This is a genomic window from Globicatella sulfidifaciens DSM 15739 (assembly GCF_900167405.1).
Classification (GTDB): Bacteria; Bacillota; Bacilli; order Lactobacillales; family Aerococcaceae; genus Globicatella; species Globicatella sulfidifaciens.
Map to the genome: position 1 here is coordinate 44,388 of NZ_FUWO01000014.1, position 18,573 is coordinate 62,960.

Below are 18,573 nucleotides of genomic sequence, written 5' to 3' on the forward strand. Positions count from 1 at the left end.
TTTTATTATTATTTTAATGTTTTGCTATACTACTCTTTTGTTCCCCATAATTCCATACGATCGAGTGTTAATTGAGTCATTTCTTTTTCAGCGTCTTCGATACCAATTGCTATTAATTCTTCAATCATGCCATCCCAAATCGCATCAAATTCTTCCGGTTTTGCTAAAATAGCTTGGGTGACTTTTTGAGTTGTTAAATCATCTGCTTTTTGTTGGATAATAGCTGCATCACTACTTGCAGGAATCACGTATTCATAGGCTCTACCATGTTTTGAAACCCCTAGATCCTCAGTCTTAGGGAAAGTATCAACCCATAATTCAGCATTATAAGCTTCCAAAGCTTCTTTTTCAGCATCAGAATAATTTTCAACAATTAACTCCTTGCTGTCACGGCCAATTGTTTGTCCTGTTGAATCAATATGTCCAGCACCAAGTTGTGGGAACGGCCAAATATAGGCTCCAATCCCTGATTCAATGGAATAGTTTGGATTTGTTTCTGCATTTTTACGATCTTCTTCTAACTGAACTCTTTTGCCATCTTTAATTTCATAGTTGATATCTTCAACACCCCAGTTCACAAGAATTTGAGCCTCTTCAGATGCCATCCAATCTAAAAATTCAAATGCTTCTTCTTGATGTTCTGAAGTCGTGGTAATTGAAATCCCCGTTGTACCAGTGTAACCACTATCTCTAGTACTCATTGAAATTAAATCTTCATTTAACGTTACTGGTAATGGTGCCCAAATACGATTATTTTTTCCATCTTGTTTTAAAACAGCTAATGCTTGATTGTAGTCCCATTCTTGGTCAGCAATCCCTAAAACACGACCAGTCGATAATTTTGAAATATAGGTATCATATGTTTGAGTGAATGATTCTGGGTCTAATAATCCAATATCGTTCATATGATTTAACCATTTAAAGTACTCTTTAAACTCTGGCATCATAAATTTATAATGAGTTTCTCCTGTTTCTTCATCAACATACCATTGTCCATCATCTTGAAATCCTGCAGCAAAGCCGGCAGGATTACCAACCGTAATTAACCAACGCCAATCACTACCTAATAAACTTAATCCAATCGTTTCTTGTCCATCAATTTCTGGATATTTTTCTTTGTAGGTTATTAAAGCATTCTCGAAATCTTCTAAAGTTTTAATTTCTGGATAACCTAATTCTTTTAAAACTTCAATTTGTAATTGAACAGTACCACCTGTTTTTAAAATTTGATTTTTTACTCCAGCAGTTCCTAAATGATATATTTGTGGATCTTCTAAACTATTTCTCAAACGATCGATTTGATCGCCATACATTGCCTTAATATTTTCACCTTTCTCTTCAATTAAATCATCAAGAGGTAAAATAGCCCCTGCATCAATCATTTTATTTAAATCACCTTTAGCAAAAATCATATCAGGGTAATCTCCAGAGGCAATCATCAAAGGAATTGCTTGTTCATCTCCGCCTACAGGATGACTTAATTCTAATTTTACTCCTGTACGTTTGGTAATTTCTTGAGCTACCGGATTAGTAAATGGATCATCAGTCGTTAAATCAGCACTAAAGAAAGTTAAGGTTAACGGCTCTTCAGCTGAAACTTGACCGATATTTATAAAGCCACCTAATGATAAAGCTAACGTTCCCAAAGATAATACAGATTTTTTGATAAGTTTTGTTTTCATAAAAATTTCTCCTTTTAACTTTTAACTGCTCCCAATGTTAAACCTGAAACAAAATACTTTTGTAAAAACGGATAAACAACTAAAATTGGAACGGTTGCAACGATTGTAATAGCCATTTTTATTGACTCAGGTGTCGTTCTAACCCCTTGTTGGCCTCCTCTCTGATTTAAACTATTGACATCCTGCGCTGATAACGAATTCGCATTATCCATGATTTTCATCAATTCAAACTGTAAAGTCGTTAAATTTTTGTCTGCTCTTGCGTATAAATAAGTATCAAACCAACTGTTCCATTGTCCAACGGCAACAAAAAGTGCTATGGTAGCTAGTACTGGCATACAGAGCGGTAAAATGATTCTTGTAAACACAACCCAATCTGAAGCACCATCTATTTTTGCTGATTCTTCCAAAGCATCAGGTAAATCTTCAATAAATGAGCGAATAACAATTACATTAAATGCACTGATTAACCCCGGAATAATATAAACCCAAAATGAATTAATTAACCCTAGTTGCTTAATTAATAAATAATAAGGAATCAAACCACCGCTGATATACATTGTTAGAGTAAGTAAAACATTTAATTGTTTTCTAAAAATAAATTTTTTGCGACTAACAACATAAGCTAGAACCGCACAGGAAAAAGTTGAGCAAATAGTTCCTATTACTGTTCTTAATACAGAATTTCTAAAGGCTAACAACAAATTATTGTTAGAACTAAAAACTTCTTTATAGTTTTGTAATGTAAAATCTCGTGGAATAATATGAAGTCCTCCCCGTGCCGTATCTGTCGCATTATTTAACGATATTGCTAACACATTTAAGAACGGATATAAAGTGACTACCACAACTAATAATAAGAAAACTCCTAGTATATAATCCAGCATAGTTGGTCTTTTTAATAAAGGCTTCTTGCTTTTTCTTTGCATCTTTAATCCTCCTACATTAATTGACCTTGACCAGTACGTTTCGCAATATTATTAAAAATAACTATTAACAAGATACTGACCACTGATTTAAAAATTCCTATTGCGGTACCAAATGAGTATCTGAACATGCCGATACCGTAATCTAATGCGTATTTTTCAATTACCAATGCTTCATCAGCTACGATATTATTTCCTAAAAGCATTTGTTTTTCAAACCCGATATTAATCAGATTACCAATACTCATAATTAACAAAACAATAATAATGGGACGAATAGAAGGTAAGGTAATACTTTTCATTTGTTCCCAACGACTGGCACCATCAACTTGAGCCGCCTCATACATCTCCTGATCAATACTAGTCATTGCTGCTAAATAAATAATGGCATTCCATCCTGTTTCTTTCCAAACATCAGATAATGTAACTATTCCCCAAAAATATTTAGGTACCGCCAAAAAATTAATCGGTCTATCAATCAAATGTAAAGACTGAAGTATTTGATTAAAAATTCCACTTGGAGCCAAAGTTTGAGACACAATATTAGCAACAACTACCCATGAAACAAAGTGTGGTAAATAAGAAACTGTCTGCGTAAATTTTTTAAATTTGGTAAAACGAATTTCATTTAATATTAGTGCAAACGAAATAGATGAGATTGTACCGAAAACTAATCCTAGAATTCCCATACCTAAAGTATTTTTTAGAGCTTTATAGAAAAGTGGTTCTTTAAATAAATCAGCAAAATGTTTAAAAGCAACCCAATCTGAACCAAAGAAACCATTTTGTGGTTTATAATTTTGAAAGGCGATGACCCATCCAATCAATGGCGAATACGAAAAGACTAGCAACCAAATGACAAAAGGTAATGCCATTAAAATTAAAACTCTTTGCTCTTTAATATTTTTCCAAGTAATTTTCTTTGATTTGATTTGCTTTTTTTTACTTTTTACGATTGGAGTATTACCAACTATTTCCATTTCAATCCCTCCTAATAAGTATATACTTATTTTAATTGTAAACGCTTGCTTATGTAATGAAATTATGTGACTATTTACTAAAAAAATGTGACTTTTAATTATAAAAATCAAAATAGCCCTATTTAACATCCACTATTATATATAGTAGATGTTAAACAGAGCAAAATTACTCCTTGATTTTTACTGTAGTACTAGCTTCATTTGTTCAAATAAAGTGACGAAACTCTCTTTCTTGGCAACGAATTCCATAATGTCATCTTTTTTTACTACAAACTCTGACTCATTTAAATCATAAAATGAAATATTGCGTTCATGTGTCCGTTTATCTGAACTAAAGACATATTGGATATGAGCGACAGGTTTTGTTGTTTTAATAGAGTTTAACTCACTTTCAGTTGCTACTCTTTGATAATTAAGTAAAGCAAGATATTGATATAATTTACGTGCCGTTTCCTCTTCTATCTCTTTACCATTAATTTCGAAGGTATGATTCGCTTTGATTTGAGTGTCATCTTGATGTAAATTATGGGTTAAATCCCATCGATATTTATTGTTCTGGCTCTCCATTGTAATAGTATTGACAGCATCCAGTGGTAAAAGACAAATAAAATTATCTGAATAATTTAATAATGGCAAATTAAAAACATCAATATCTTTATTTCTTACTAAGTAATAGATATTATTTTTTTGATCTAAAAGTTGACTAAATTCATCATTAATAGTTGAAATTAGCCATGAGTGTGTATCTTTACCTTTGATATCTATTTGGATAGTTGACTGATTTATCGTTTGAATAGGTTCTTCTAATTGTACACTATACAAATTTATCAAAGTAGATTTTATCTTTTCCATTATTTTATATTCAACAGATAGAACGGTATCCAAATTCGTATGAACATACCACTGACTGATAAATGGAGCTGTTTCAATTTTGGTATATGGATGTTGCTGATTAAAAGTCAATTGTCCAAAATCATTATGCAAAATAAATTCAGAAATTTCTTCCATACTATTAGAAAGTGGTTCTGTAAAGTAACCAACAAAATTATCTTCGATTATAGGAACGGCATTTAATAGTTTATAAGTTTTATCTCTAAAAATTAAATACGATTGATCTTCCTTATGTGCAAATAGTAAAGTGTCATTTGAATTATTAATGATTAGTTCATATTCTTTTACCAGTTCATCGACATTCAATTCTGATACTTCTTCAATCGTTGTTTCTTGTAATAGCTCTAAAAATTTTTCAACATTACTAGATAAAACTTTTGCAATAGAGTCAGATTCCCAAACTTGTTCATTATTTTTAGTAAAAGTATAAGATATAGTTGGTTCATCCTCAATTATGGTCCATTCAAGAGGTTGTCCAAGTCCAAGTTCACGTATTTTCATGGTATTCTTTGCATCTATCATAGTAACATTTAGCATCTGAAAAGTTATTAGTAGTAAGAAAACAATATTTTTAACCCATTTAAACATCTTTCCAACCCCCAAATTTAATTCCAAAATCAAGTATCCTTGGTTTCAATTCTCGCATCATAAAGTACGCAAATAATGCAAATACAAATAACATCATGATACTTGGATAAGCGTAGAAAATAATTGAAAATGATATAAAATATAGTACCACTTTCAAAATTGAAGAAAAATAATTAAACATAAAGACGACTATCGCCTTATACAGATTTTTTAAATCCAAGTGAATCATCGACAACAAACTTAATCCTATTAAACTAAATATAATTGATAATAAAGCCAAAAAACCAAAAATAAAAGCAATGATGATTTGTTTCTTCTCTATAAAATATAAACTATCGATAGCAAAAATACTTGAAATTAGTATTTGCATCAAACCAAATTTTAATGAAATTACAAAATTCTCTCTATAACCTCTTAAATAACTTTTTATAACATTGGTATTGCGATCTTCGACAATTTTACTTGCCGTATAAAATAAAGCAGTAGTAGCCATCGGCAGTGGTACTAAACTAAGAATATAAAATATTAGGTTAGAAAAACTTGGTTCAAAATAAATGAAACAAATAAAAAATAACATATTTCCAACTAAAAACAACAGATTTATAAATAGAAAATCCGATAAATATTTAATAATTTTATAAAACTGGCTATCATAGCCACCATTGATAAATTTCATTTTAAATCCTCTACAATCTTAGGTATTTTTAAGGTGACACAGGTATAAACATTTTCAACACTTTCAATCTCTAGGCCATACTGTTCTCCATAATAAAGTTTAATACGTTTATTAACATTAACTAAACCAATATTTTTAGAAGACATATTCATTGAATTTATTTTTTCTTTAATAGCAATTAGTTCACTCACTTCAATTCCAGACCCATTGTCATGAACCTTAATCAAAATCTCATGATTAAATTCCATAATTTTAACTGAAACAGTAACCTTTCGTGATATATTTTCCATACCATGAACTACCGCATTTTCAACTAAAGGTTGGATAATTAGTGGTAAAATAGGGTGTTCATTATTCAAATTATTGGATAACGCATATTCAATTCTTTCCTCAAAACGCATTTTTTGAATTTTCATATAATCGTCGACAAATTTTAACTCGTCTTCAATATCAATAATTTTTTTGTGTGGTGTTTCTAAGGCACGTCTCAATAAGCGACTTAAAATTTTTATGGCATTAGCTACTTGACGGTCGTTGTTTAAAACGGCTTGCATTCGAATATTCTCTAGAGCGTTATACAAAAAATGTGGGTTAATTTGACTAGCAAGAAAACTAAACTCAGCTTCTTTTAACATTAACTCTTGATTTTTATTGTCTATTTCATATTTATATCGATCGTATATTAATTTTCTTTGAGATTGCATAGTCATATATAATTTACTATAAATTTCAGCAATTTCATCATTTCCTTCGATTTTACTAGGTATATTAAAATAACCATTTGCAACTTTATCCATATTTTTCTTTAACTTTGTAACTCGTATACCAAAGTTTTTTACAAATAAAATCAATAGCAAATAAGAAAATAAAAAAGAAGTCAAAATGCCCAAATAAGCATAAATTAAATAACGATTAACCTCTTCATTTATCACCTTTTTAGGAATTGTTGCATAGATATAAAGTTTAGAATCAGGATTTTCAACTATTACATTTTTGGAATAAATATTATTTTCATCTTCAATGGCATCAATTAAGTCTTCTCCATTCGGTGGGTATTTATATTGATCAAACAAGGAATTACTAAATATTACTTGCCCATTTAAAACTAATGCCATAGGGATATCAGACTGATTTAAATTACTAATTAGATTATCAGTAAAAAAACTAATTGCTAATACACCTACTAACTGGCCATCTTCTAAATAGATTGAGCGATTCAAAGTAAGATTTTTATGAGTGCTGGTTTCATCTTTATAGACTGCCCATAATTCCCGCGTTTTTCTCTTAACAGAATTTCGATACCAAATCGTATCTCTAATTTCCTTTGTAACCGGGATAATGGTATTACCACTTAACGCTGTCTGATTCTCAACATATAGCTTAATTTTCCTGATTTCAGGATAGTATTTTATATATTCCGAAGTAATGGTGTAATTTTTATACTTTTCATAAACTTCAAAATTTGTTTGATAATTGTGTAAAGCTAAATCACTTAACTCAGTGTCATAGTATAACAAATTCGAAAGTTCCGTTCCTTTTTGAGTAAGGTCCGAAATATTTCTCGCAACTTGGGCTGTTACATTATTAATCTCACTTATTTTGTTCTCTATTTGATCGTTTCTAACAAAGATACTTAGAACAAAAATAATTACAAAGATAGGAATAGCAATGATAAAATAAATTAAGTATAGTTTACGTTCTACCGAATTAAGTAATTTATTTATTTTCATAATATCCTCCAAAATAAAAAGCGCTTACTTTTATCCTAACATTTATTTTGCAAAATACAATATATTTTTTCACCTAAACATTTTCTATTGGGTTTCAATTTATATCATTGTTGTCACAAATTATATTATACTCTTTTTTCTTAAGAATACTGATCATTCTAAAATTTTTACCACAGAAAAAACAACAACATCATTTTTGTATACTAAAAAGCCACCATGTACTCCGATGCCTTCTCAGTCATCAAAATATACATGATAGCTTAACTAAATATACACAGCCGCAACCAATTGAATATATATCAACCAACCCATTAAGACGCAGTATGATACCATTCAACCACTGCGCTGATAATTAACGAACAATAATTTGATTGATTTTATCAAGTTTTTGCTCAGCGTCGTTAATCCACCAATCAATACCGCTCAACTACCGTGCTTGATTATTAACGTACAATAACTTCACTGAATTTATCTAGTTTTGGACCCGCCTCATTCAACAGTCAAATATCTGATACTCTTCTAAACCTTATTTTCTGGCCACTATTATCTAAATCAAAAATAGCGTGATAGCCACTGGTAAGATGCCCAATGACATTGATTTTGTCGTCGGCTGGTAAATTTCTGCCTAGTATTTGTAATTCCCCTTCATAGCGTCCATATTTACAATTATCGATAGTGATGCTTCCTTTGTCCCGTTTTTGAGAATTTTTATCTGGCTGATAGGTATTGGCAACCAAGTTTTCTCTTAAATCGGATACTCTCAACAACATTTTGGGTGAATCCAAGCGAATGGTTAGTACTCGGTCATATAGCCATGTATAAGATTCTTCAAGGTTCACTGGTAAATCCATCACATCTTGATTGACATAATTATCAATTGCTTCAAGTTGTTGCGTTGATAATGCAAGATCTCCTAGAAATACCGCGTCCGCACCCCATTCAAGGAGTTGTCGATAGGCCAAAACTGGTGGTAAATGACGTGTGACTTCTACTGTTGGTAGTCCTAAAGCAAGCGGTCCACGTTTTGCTGTATCGCCAGCGATAAAGGCTAACACTTCAAAACCATCCTTTTTGAAAGTTTGATTGATGGCTACAAACTGCTCGATATCGAGTCCTGTTTCGGGACGAGGATAAAAATTATGCATGACCATTATTTTATGACCTAATTGATCTTTTAGACGTAAAATTTCTTCCCTTTGTTTTTGCTGGGTTGAGGCATTGATGGTTAAATCGATATGCCGTGGTAATGTTGCAAGTTCCTCATAACTAATTCCAAAATCAATTCTTAAGTTATCAATCGGGTATGCTTCAACGAGTTCAGTTAAATTTTTCACGTTTAAAAACTTTAGTGTATGGTGACTGACATCGGCAATGACATAAAATTGTTCGCTTTTCAACCACGCTAGCATTGTTTTAATTTTTGAAGCATAGTTACTGGATACCTCTTCGGGGATATGCAAGGAGGTAAATACTCTTCGTTCCTTGATCGCTAATTGGGTTAACCATTGCTTTTGCTCTTCAAAATGGCTAGCGTAGATGGAAAAGCCAAGTGGCTTATGCATTCGTTAAGTCCTCTGGTTTAATCATAATGCTTGTTACCACAAAGCCACCAATATAAGCGATAACTAAACCGATGAAATAATGAATCATGGTACTTGGAATCATTAATGGTAAGGCTACTAAACCGGATGGTCCCCACGCAGTCGCTCTAACGCCCATCAACATTGCATACGCACCACCAAATCCTGCACCTAATCCTGCTGTGATGAATGGTTTACCTAATGGTAAAGTAACCCCATAAATTAAGGGTTCACCAATTCCTAAAAATCCTGCTGGTAAGGCACCGGCAATGACTTTTTGTAGTCTTTCATCCTTCGTTTGTCTTGCTTTTAGGTAAATCGCAATAGCTGCTCCTACTTGTCCAGCACCGGCCATCGCTAATACTGGGAATAGTGATACACCGCCCATTTGTTCTAATTGAATCGCATAGATTGGAATCAATCCATGGTGTAATCCTAATAATACCATTGGTAAGAATACAGCTGATAAAATATAACCTGATAGTACGCTAATGATTGGGTTATTCGATGCAATAAAGATATTTAAGAATTTAACTAACCAATCAGATAAGAAACCTGACACTGGCATTACTAATAATGCCATAATAATAGCAGTCAATAATAAGCTCACAACAGGTGTCACGATTAAGTCTAATACATCTGGAACCACTTTACGCATTGCTTTTTCAATACGTGATAAGATATAAACACCTAAGATTACCCCAATAATTCCCCCTTTACCGGTCGTTAAGATTGAGTTTAATGGTGTTTCCGCATCATATAAACCAAGCAACGTTGAGAATTCTACGATTGGAGCCGCAATCGACATTGCCCCAACCATTCCACCTAGCGCTTCAGTTGCTCCGAATTGTTTCGCTGAATTAATACCAGTATAGATAGCAAAGTATCCTAGGAAGCTGGTCCCGATTAATGAGAAGATAATTCTAGTACCTTCCCAGAAATCGCCACTTAAAGTTCCTTGAGTAATCAATTGTCCAAGTAAACTACCAAAGCCTTGGAAAATACCAGCTGCAATAATGGCTGGAATTAATGGAATAAAGATATTAGCAATAAGTTCTAATGCTTGTTTTAATTTACTTTTATGTTGTTTTGATTTAACGGATTGTTTGTTTAATTTCCAATCTTCATTTGATTCATCAATATTTAATTCAGGACTTGCTTTAAATTTGTAGGTTTCAATCATTTCATCGGCTACTTTACGTGCTTTTCCTGGTCCTACTACTACTTGTACGGTGTCCGCATCGACAACGCCCATTACGTCTTCAATATTTTTTAAGCCTTCAAAATCGATTAAGTCACGATTTTTAGGTGTGATTCTTAAACGAGTCATACAGTTAGTAACGGAGGCAATATTGGATTCGCCACCTATTTTTTCTATTATTTGTCTAATTAATTCAGCATTTCTTGCCATTTTCATTTCCTCCATTCGTATTGTTTAAACGAATTGCTTCTCTAATATGTCCTTCTGATTTTTCCAACAATGTCGTGGCTGTTTCAAAGTCAACCTCTAATATAATCATTAGAATGGCTGTCTTAACATCGCCTTTGCTTTCGGTTAATGTTTGTTTAGCAACTTCAAGACTAACTCCTGTTGCTTCACAAACAATTTTTTGTGAACGGCGAACCAGTTTTTCATTCGTGGCTTGAACATCAACCATCAAGTTTTGATAAACTTTACCTTGTTTTACCATTGAAACAGTGGATAACATATTTAAAATTAATTTTTGAACCGTTCCTGCTTTTAAACGGGTTGAACCGGTCAAGACTTCTGGTCCTGGCACCGCTTCGATCACGATTTTAGCAACTTTTCCTATTTCACTATCCGCGTTACAAGCAATCGACACCGTATGTGCTCCTACCTGATTAGCATAATTCAATCCGCCAATTACATAAGGGGTTCGGCCACTAGCAGCAATCCCTACTACTACATCGTCTGCACTTAAATCGATAGCCGTCAAATCAGCTTGCGCCATTTCTTGACTATCTTCTGCTCCTTCTACCGCAAACATCATCGCCTTTTGACCACCGGCAATTAAGCCTTGAACCATTTCTGGCGATGTCCCAAATGTTGGCACACATTCTGCTGCATCTAACACACCGAGTCGCCCACTGGTTCCAGCACCTATATAAATTAATCGTCCTCCTTTCTTAAATGCTTGATCGATTACGGTAACGGCTTGTTCAATTTGTGGTAGTACTTTTCTAATAGCTAGAGGCACTTTTTGGTCTTCTTCATTCATTATGGTTAATATTTCATGAATTGACATTTCATCCAAATGCATCGTATTAGGATTTCTAGTTTCTGTACTCATTCCCTCAAGAGTGATCAAGTGTTTCATCTCCTTTCAAAATTCTCGTCCGTTCAATCATCAAGATGCCCTCATCATAAATATTATGTAAATAACTAGAAAAGATCACATCAATTAAAGTCATTTGAGCAATTCTCGATGACATGGCTGCACTTCTCATTCCTATTTCACTATTAGGAACAAATAAAGGATAAGTAGATAATTGACTTAATCGTGAGTTGCCTTCTTTCGTCATGGTGATAATCTTAGCCCCAAAATTTTTAGCTTCTTGTGCACATTTAATGACTTCATCTGTTTCACCTGAGTAAGAGATCGCAACAGCTAAATCATTAGCATTCATATTCCGTGCCATTAATAGTTGCGTATGCCAATCTTCAGATACGTGAACCATCTTATTAATTCTAGCAAACTTCATCTGAGCGTCTTTTGCGACGATTAACGAAGCGCCGATGCCAAAGAAAACTATTTTATCCGCTTTTTCAATTTCACTCACACATTGGTCGATTAAAGAATCCGAAATTAAAAAAGTTAGCTCTCTTAATATTGATAAGTTATTCAAAATCACACTTTGAATCAATTCACTTGAATTATCATTCAGACTAAAGACATGATTATCTAGTTCAAAGACATTTTCTCGCACCGCTTGTTCATAAAGCAATTCCTTATTAAAAGATTTATACCCGTCATATCCAACTTTTTTGCATAATCGGATAATCGAAGTCGGGGATGAAAAAGTCGCTTCAGCTAATTGATGAATACTCATGTTTCCTACTTTCAATGGATTCTTTAAAACATAGTCGATAATCGACCGCTCTGTTTGACTGGCTGTTGGTCGATAAACTCTCAATTTTGTCAATGTATTACTCATTCTTACCTCCATTATAAGACTCGTGGAATTTTATTACAATTAAGCGCTTCAATCATGGTACATTGTACCATAAATTGTATTATTTGGGTAAATGAAAAGGATGAAAATAGTTAATTTAAATTGAGTACCACAATATATTCGGTCTTATAACTAGATACTCTCCTTTAAATCTTAAATGTGCCATAAAGGAATTATTTTCCCTATTATGAACCTTTGATATAATGAAGATAATCAGGAAGGATATGACATTTGTTAATAATGATAAATGCTACCTATGAAAAATTAGGCGCGTGTTCAACAGACATAAGTAAAATTTTAAGTCCTGAAAATTACAGTCATTAAGCGATATTAACAGTATACGAAAGTATAGTAAACATCGCTTCACTGGTGTTGAATGGAAAGAAATAATCATATTGTTTTGTCTACTTAATAATTTCAAAAATCACTTACAAGTTTTATGTTCAAATGAAACCTATAGAAAGTTAATAAGATAGTTCGGCAATCATCCAATTGGTGCCAGTAAACATTGGTTGAATACTTATAGAAAGAATAAAGGAGAATAATCATGCTCGAAATCTGTTGTGGTAGTTATGAAGATGCTTTAGCCGCCTATAATGGTGGGGCCAAACAAATTGAGTTGAATGCTGCTCTGGCACTCGGTGGTCTGACCCCAAGTTTAGCTAGCTTAACTCTAACCAAACGTCATACTGATTTAAAAGTGATTTGTATGGTGCGCCCTCGAGGTGGTGGCTTTTGTTACAGCGAGAAAGAATTTGAAGTGATGATGGCTGATTGTCAATTATTGCTTGAAAATGGTGCTGACGGTATTGCCTTTGGCTTTCTAAATTCAGATCTGACTATTGATACAATTCGCGCTCAAAAGATGATTAATCTTATTCATCAGTATAAAAAAGAAGCGGTCTTTCATCGGGCGATTGATGTGGTCAATGATTATGAAACCAGTATAGAAACCTTAATTAAGCTTAATATCGACCGCATCTTAACGAGTGGTCAAAAGGAAAAAGCGCCGCAAGCAGTTGAACGACTCGCATCGATACAAGCACAATACGGAGCACAAATAACCTTCTTAATAGGTAGTGGTGTCAATGAGACGAATGCCGTAGAGTTAATGCAAACAACCGGCATTACCAATATTCACTCGTCATGTAAAGACTGGTGCCTCGATCCTACAACTGAAAATCTCGATGTCAGCTATGCTTATACCGAAAGTCCTTCGCCACTGGCTTATGATGTCGTCTTAATGGAAAAAGTAAGAAAATTAGTGCGAGTTGTCACAGAATAAATAACAACGCTATAGTTGTACATGGTCAGTAAGTAAAAAATCTAATGATTTTCGTTTTGTCTGTCCGTCCCCGCACCCCCTCAAAGTTGAGTGGGTCTTAAACTAGTCATTATGATACAGTTTGAGACTACTCAACCTCTTTTTTATAAAATGACAGATGAATCATACGGTATTTTTAAAAGTTGTTGCTCAATCTCGCTAGAGAATTTTTTGTATCATTTTATTTTGGTGCTCATTCGTTTTTCAATTTATTTCATAATATCTACTTTACTTTCACCCTCATCCATTTTTTATTTCTATATGAACATATAAATTTCCGAAAATATGTCTTTTTTTAATTAACTCCACTCTCATCTGTCGTACTACTCGTATTTAGATATTTCATTCCCTTACATTTCCATATTTCACAATCATCCTTATTTCCATCTTTGCAACTAGTCTATTTTCACAAATACACACGGATGTCATGAAAAGCTTTCATTTGACATTTTTGTCAAAAAATCAGGCAAAAACACTAAATTTTGTTTTCATAAATTTTCAAGATGTCTCATTTTGAGACACGAAAACCCATGTTTTTTGAATTTATTTTCATTTTCATAAAGTTTAAAAGTTTTAGGCGACAAACTTATGATTTTCTTAATAAACTGTGATAAAATGTCTTAAAATGAGACACGGAGGTTTGTTATGAAAGTCAATCTTCTTATTATCACTTCTGACTACTATTTAGTTGAAAAATTCAAGCACTGCGCCAAGGATTTTCACAATCTTAAAGTGACCATTCTAACTGACAAGCCGACTAAAGCTTTCCAATATCTCGAACAGCATCAACAAATTTTTGATGCGATATTATGTTATGGTTATCCATTAACGGACATTCGGCAATATACCACTCTTCCCGTCTTCACAGTGGAAAATAATCCTTTTGAACTATTAAGAATTCTCACTACCATGAAGCAATACCAAGATAAGACACTGATAGTCGGTGAGCCATCATTCATTGAGTTATGCCAGGATTTATGCCAACATCTAAACGTCGAATACCCCAGCATCGTAACCAAATCCTTAACTAATTTTCAAGAACATATGTCACGTTCAATTCTGAACCAATATCAATATTACATCTGTAGTCCTGCCCTTTATTCAATTTTAAAATTATACTCAGTCAAGCAAATTCCCTATACATTAGATGAGAACACCATCCGAACAAGATATATTGAAATCTTAAATATCGTGATGCCTATTAAGCAGACACAATTACAAGCACATATTCAAAATCAATTGACTCTAAAATTATCTATGAAATATGCTGTCACTGATCAACAAAATCGGATTCTTATTTCTGAGTTTCCTAAGTTAAACTCAAAAACCTTACAAAAGCAATTACAAAATTTAACCAAAGAACAGCCGATTATTGATGAAGCTAACAATCGTTATCAAGTAATCTGTAATATGATTACTTGGAAGGATTCGTTTTTTAATTTATATCAATTTGAGAAACTTCCACTATACCAATCGATTAAGCATCCGGCTATTAAAGCTTTAACAATCGAAGAATTAAGCGATCAAATTCAAAATGATTTCTTTTATTCAACAGTCCAAGAAGAGAGTCGTAATCTTGATATTAATAAATTGATTGCTCATTATTCAGCTATCGTCATTTATGGTGAAAGATACACTCTAAAATCAACAATGGCGCATCTTTTAGTAAGCCAGCTTTCTAATCAACTTATCTATCAAATTGATTGTCGCTATATCGATAAACCTTTTTGGATGTTATGGCCAGAAATATTAAAGCAAGAAAATATCATAATCATCTTGAGGCACGTTGAACAGCTTGACCATGCACAAACGCAAATAATAATTAGCCATAATAAACACCCGTCACCGATGATTACGATATATGAACTTAATGACAATCATCCCAAACTTAGCAGCGCCTGGAATTCAGCTTATCGAATCCATATGGAGCCACTATCGGGCAAACAAGAAAATTTTGAAGAGATTATTGATATCTTAACACTTGATTTGAATTCGATACACGAAGGGATAGTGAGTACCTATACAACAGAAGCGATGAATACTCTAAAAGATTATCCATGGCCAGAAAATTATGGTGAGTTAACCAATATCATTAAATATCTGGTCATCAATACCAAAAGTAGCGTCATCAATGAAACTGAAGTGAAATTCGCATTTAACCAATTATTAAAACACCCTATGCGAGAAGATTTAATAAACAAAGTAATATCTTATAATCACCCTAGCTTAGAAGAATATATTGAAGAGATTATTCGCTATAAATTAGAAGAGAATCAAGGAAGTATTACAGAAACTGCAACTGATTTAAAAATTAGTCGGAGTAAAATTTATCGGTATTTGGATAAAGAGGAGCGCAACCATCAAAAATAAATGGTATCACCCTATACTATGCAAATATAATAGATTTGTAATAAACCATCAAATATTATAAGATAAATGAAAAGAAAATTAGGAGGCAATATGAAATTAATTAAAGCAAGTTTTATAGCGTTCTTAATCACGATGATTATTTCCTCATTTATTTTATTTTTCACCTTAGATATTGGCGAATCTCCGGAAAAATCAGATGTTATTATTGTTGCTGGTGGACAATTGTACCGTGAGGCCAAGGCAAAAGAACTTTTAGAACAAGGATATAGTACCTCTAATAAAGTGATTGTTTCGCCTATTACACAAAATCAAAAAAATGCTCGTCCCCCTATCAATGATGATATCGTCAATCCCGATAATATAATTGCAGAACCAAAGGCAACGTCTACTTGGACAAATGCCACAGAATCAATTAAAATAATGGAACAACATGGTTGGAAATCTGCCATAGTGGTAACCAGTGATTTTCATACCAGAAGAACCAAAATGGCCTTTGAACGGGCAAAAGGCAGCAAAGACCTGAAATTCATTTATGTATCTGCCTATCCAAAGCAATCAGATTATAAAAATTCATATTTAACCAATAAAAATAATAGAAAATGGGCATTACACGAAATATACAAATATTGGGGATATTGGTTTGAATTGTATTATTATATTGATATCTGAAACTAAAAAAACAACAACTTCTCCAGGGGATTGGGTCTCAACAACTTCTAGTGGGGAGTAAAATCCTCCACTAAATGTTGTAGTTTGAATAGACTATGGTTAAATAACCTCCTAAACTGATAATGATCGAATGTTCGTATTATCATTAGGAGGTTATTATTTTGGAAAAAAATGATGAGAGTAAATATTTTCTATCGCAGCTACTAAATTTACCTTTACATGAAATTAGTTAAGTCGTTGCTATGGATGAAGTAATCCTTTCATGTTCATTGGATACTAGGATTCAAAAGTGCCCTTATTGTCGTTCTTCTCATCTTCACAGCAAGGGTACTATAAAAAGAAGTATCGTTTATCTTTTAACCATAGTAAATTCAAGATCGTTCTGCTTAAAATTAAATGTTTTAACTGTCAAGATTGTCACGATTCTTTCTCGAATAGTATGAGTCTTACACGTCAAATTTTCACTATTCCGTATTCAATAATAAACGGTATTATAGAAAATCTTAAGAAGCCAAAGAAAACGTTTTAGTGATTATCAATCGTGATGTTACCGCGAAAATAACTTTATAAAGATAATTTTTAAGCATTAAAATCCAATCATTTGAATTTTCCTTAAAATATTTAAAGTATTTTGTTAGGAAATTCGTATTTAAATATAGGGAGGTGAATGATTATGTTAAACTTACAATTTTTTAGAAAAAAGAAAGGCTTTACTCAATCTCACATAGCTAGAGAAATAGGAGTTACACAGCAAACATATTCCAAATGGGAAACTGGAAAAAGTAATCCTAATATTGATAAAATACCCAAAATTTCAAAAGTTTTAGAAATTCCAATTACTTCTCTTTTTAGATAAATAAAACATAGTGAAAATATTATTATTTTTGGATTCATACTTTGCCTCTATACTTTTTGGTCTAGGTGAACAGAAATTGCTCTGCTCACCTACACCTTTTTAAATTATTACAAAAAGTCATGGAATTCGGTTGTAATCTAATTTGGGTATTGCCATCAAATAGCTTAAGCCGTGCCATTGTGATCTCCACCCTTTGATAATTTTTGCTCCAGTCAGTGCCAAGAATTACTCCAACATTTGCAAATAATGACTCAACCTATTTCCAATATGAGACCCACTTAAACGGTAAGCGTCCTATAACAGAGTATCTATCAATCATTTTCAATAATCTTCTGTACTCAATTTAAGAGAGCGACTGGCATCAACGACTAGGTCGTGGGGTTCATGCTGATGTGATTATGGACCGTATTGTTCATAACTCGGTGTGGTTAGATGCTGGACAATTGAATATACGAGAACACTTTGTCAACCAAAAATATAACTTCATTCATAGCCGTGCTCCATGAGTATGGCTACCCTCTTGCCTTGAAGCGTGGAATCATTGCCTTGAATTGGCTACAGCTTGCCCTGAAAGCGTGGAATAATCATTTCTACACCAGCACTATTTTTATACACAAAAAGCCCGTGATTTCCTCTATAATTAAGTTGCACACAAAAATATAGAAAGTAGGAAATCACATGGCTACATACAATCATACTAAAATTTTACTAGGAATGGAAGACCTTAATATCCATCTAGAACAGAATGATTTTGAAGAAGAATGCTATTTTTCAGTTCATCAATTTAAAAGTTCTACTAAAAAAATGCTTTCTGTCTCAAAAGCCTTTAAAAAAGTATTAACCGTTACAGGTACTCTAAAGAATCCGCCTAAAGTGTGTCCTCATTGTCGTAGTAGTAATAATGGAGCGGAAGATATGATTGATTATGGATCTTATAGGACCGTCATCCTAATTGGGCAATATAACCTTCAACCTGCTTATCTTAAACTGACTAAACAACGATACCTTTGTAAACATTGTCAAAAAACAACGGTCTCTCAAACTAACTTAACCAAACAGCACTGTACGATTTCATCACCCTTAAAGGTAATGATTCTTCAAGAATT

15 protein-coding genes are annotated in these 18,573 nt (G+C 32.9%); 5 read left to right on the plus strand and 10 right to left on the minus strand.

Annotation, left to right across the window (positions count from 1 at the left end; genetic code table 11):
• Positions 1–29 precede the first annotated feature (29 nt).
• The 10 genes from B5D12_RS07735 to B5D12_RS07780 form a co-directional block, all read right to left on the minus strand.
• Positions 30–1,682 (minus strand): ABC transporter substrate-binding protein, encoded by a 1,653-nt coding sequence (locus B5D12_RS07735; protein WP_078756279.1) that lies wholly within the window; start codon positions 1,680–1,682, stop codon positions 30–32.
• 14 nt (positions 1,683–1,696) lie between these two features.
• Positions 1,697–2,611: a carbohydrate ABC transporter permease gene (locus tag B5D12_RS07740; RefSeq protein WP_078756280.1), complete on the minus strand. Its 915-nt coding sequence runs from the start codon at positions 2,609–2,611 to the stop codon at positions 1,697–1,699.
• Between the two features lie 11 nt (positions 2,612–2,622).
• On the minus strand, positions 2,623–3,588 hold the full coding sequence (locus tag B5D12_RS07745; protein WP_078756281.1) for an ABC transporter permease: 966 nt from the start codon (positions 3,586–3,588) through the stop codon (positions 2,623–2,625).
• Between the two features lie 180 nt (positions 3,589–3,768).
• Positions 3,769–4,980: a hypothetical protein gene (locus B5D12_RS07750; protein ID WP_143412068.1), complete on the minus strand. Its 1,212-nt coding sequence runs from the start codon at positions 4,978–4,980 to the stop codon at positions 3,769–3,771.
• 79 nt (positions 4,981–5,059) lie between these two features.
• The gene (locus tag B5D12_RS07755; RefSeq protein ID WP_078756283.1) at positions 5,060–5,743 is read right to left on the minus strand and encodes a DUF624 domain-containing protein; all 684 of its coding nucleotides are present in this window, start codon (positions 5,741–5,743) and stop codon (positions 5,060–5,062) included.
• The gene (locus B5D12_RS07760; protein WP_078756284.1) at positions 5,740–7,473 is read right to left on the minus strand and encodes a cache domain-containing sensor histidine kinase; all 1,734 of its coding nucleotides are present in this window, start codon (positions 7,471–7,473) and stop codon (positions 5,740–5,742) included. Before B5D12_RS07760 ends, B5D12_RS07755 begins: the two co-directional genes overlap by 4 nt.
• A 500-nt stretch (positions 7,474–7,973) precedes the next feature.
• Entirely contained in the window at positions 7,974–9,035 is a 1,062-nt protein-coding gene (locus B5D12_RS07765; RefSeq protein ID WP_078756285.1) for a MupG family TIM beta-alpha barrel fold protein, read from the minus strand.
• Positions 9,028–10,464: a PTS transporter subunit EIIC gene (locus B5D12_RS07770; protein WP_078756286.1), complete on the minus strand. Its 1,437-nt coding sequence runs from the start codon at positions 10,462–10,464 to the stop codon at positions 9,028–9,030. The genes B5D12_RS07765 and B5D12_RS07770 overlap by 8 nt, the downstream gene beginning before the upstream one ends.
• Positions 10,448–11,365 (minus strand): N-acetylmuramic acid 6-phosphate etherase, encoded by a 918-nt coding sequence (gene murQ, locus B5D12_RS07775; RefSeq protein ID WP_234982944.1) that lies wholly within the window; start codon positions 11,363–11,365, stop codon positions 10,448–10,450. Before murQ ends, B5D12_RS07770 begins: the two co-directional genes overlap by 17 nt.
• Before the next feature lie 4 nt (positions 11,366–11,369).
• Positions 11,370–12,230, minus strand: coding sequence for a MurR/RpiR family transcriptional regulator (locus tag B5D12_RS07780; RefSeq protein ID WP_159443897.1), 861 nt, complete (start codon positions 12,228–12,230; stop codon positions 11,370–11,372).
• Between the two features lie 565 nt (positions 12,231–12,795).
• Here B5D12_RS07780 and B5D12_RS07785 point away from each other — a divergent pair.
• The 5 genes from B5D12_RS07785 to B5D12_RS07805 form a co-directional block, all read left to right on the plus strand.
• Complete coding sequence (locus B5D12_RS07785) at positions 12,796–13,533, plus strand: copper homeostasis protein CutC (RefSeq protein WP_078756289.1); 738 nt, start codon at positions 12,796–12,798, stop codon at positions 13,531–13,533.
• A gap of 684 nt (positions 13,534–14,217) precedes the next feature.
• Positions 14,218–15,942 carry a PrpR N-terminal domain-containing protein gene (locus B5D12_RS07790; protein WP_078756290.1) on the plus strand — a complete coding sequence of 575 codons (1,725 nt, stop codon included), beginning with the start codon at positions 14,218–14,220 and terminating at the stop codon, positions 15,940–15,942.
• A 90-nt stretch (positions 15,943–16,032) separates the two neighbouring features.
• Positions 16,033–16,611 (plus strand): YdcF family protein, encoded by a 579-nt coding sequence (locus tag B5D12_RS07795; protein WP_159443898.1) that lies wholly within the window; start codon positions 16,033–16,035, stop codon positions 16,609–16,611.
• A gap of 673 nt (positions 16,612–17,284) precedes the next feature.
• On the plus strand, positions 17,285–17,467 hold the full coding sequence (locus tag B5D12_RS07800) for a helix-turn-helix domain-containing protein (protein WP_159443899.1): 183 nt from the start codon (positions 17,285–17,287) through the stop codon (positions 17,465–17,467).
• Between the two features lie 678 nt (positions 17,468–18,145).
• On the plus strand, positions 18,146–18,573 hold a 428-nt coding region (locus tag B5D12_RS07805), incomplete at its 3' end, for a transposase family protein (RefSeq protein ID WP_143412069.1).

Excerpts from the sequence above, each read along its gene's own strand:
- B5D12_RS07765 (WP_078756285.1), bottom strand. The coding sequence starts at position 9,035 with ATGCATAAGCCACTTGGCTTTTCCATCTACGCTAGCCATTTTGAAGAG.
- B5D12_RS07735 (WP_078756279.1), bottom strand. The coding sequence starts at position 1,682 with ATGAAAACAAAACTTATCAAAAAATCTGTATTATCTTTGGGAACGTTA.
- B5D12_RS07750 (WP_143412068.1), bottom strand. The coding sequence starts at position 4,980 with ATGAAAATACGTGAACTTGGACTTGGACAACCTCTTGAATGGACCATA.
- B5D12_RS07740 (WP_078756280.1), bottom strand. The coding sequence starts at position 2,611 with ATGCAAAGAAAAAGCAAGAAGCCTTTATTAAAAAGACCAACTATGCTG.
- B5D12_RS07755 (WP_078756283.1), bottom strand. The coding sequence starts at position 5,743 with ATGAAATTTATCAATGGTGGCTATGATAGCCAGTTTTATAAAATTATT.
- murQ (WP_234982944.1), bottom strand. The coding sequence starts at position 11,365 with ATGAGTACAGAAACTAGAAATCCTAATACGATGCATTTGGATGAAATG.
- B5D12_RS07785 (WP_078756289.1), top strand. The coding sequence starts at position 12,796 with ATGCTCGAAATCTGTTGTGGTAGTTATGAAGATGCTTTAGCCGCCTAT.
- B5D12_RS07760 (WP_078756284.1), bottom strand. The coding sequence starts at position 7,473 with ATGAAAATAAATAAATTACTTAATTCGGTAGAACGTAAACTATACTTA.
- B5D12_RS07780 (WP_159443897.1), bottom strand. The coding sequence starts at position 12,230 with ATGAGTAATACATTGACAAAATTGAGAGTTTATCGACCAACAGCCAGT.
- B5D12_RS07790 (WP_078756290.1), top strand. The coding sequence starts at position 14,218 with ATGAAAGTCAATCTTCTTATTATCACTTCTGACTACTATTTAGTTGAA.
- B5D12_RS07800 (WP_159443899.1), top strand. The coding sequence starts at position 17,285 with ATGTTAAACTTACAATTTTTTAGAAAAAAGAAAGGCTTTACTCAATCT.
- B5D12_RS07770 (WP_078756286.1), bottom strand. The coding sequence starts at position 10,464 with ATGGCAAGAAATGCTGAATTAATTAGACAAATAATAGAAAAAATAGGT.
- B5D12_RS07745 (WP_078756281.1), bottom strand. The coding sequence starts at position 3,588 with ATGGAAATAGTTGGTAATACTCCAATCGTAAAAAGTAAAAAAAAGCAA.
- B5D12_RS07795 (WP_159443898.1), top strand. The coding sequence starts at position 16,033 with ATGAAATTAATTAAAGCAAGTTTTATAGCGTTCTTAATCACGATGATT.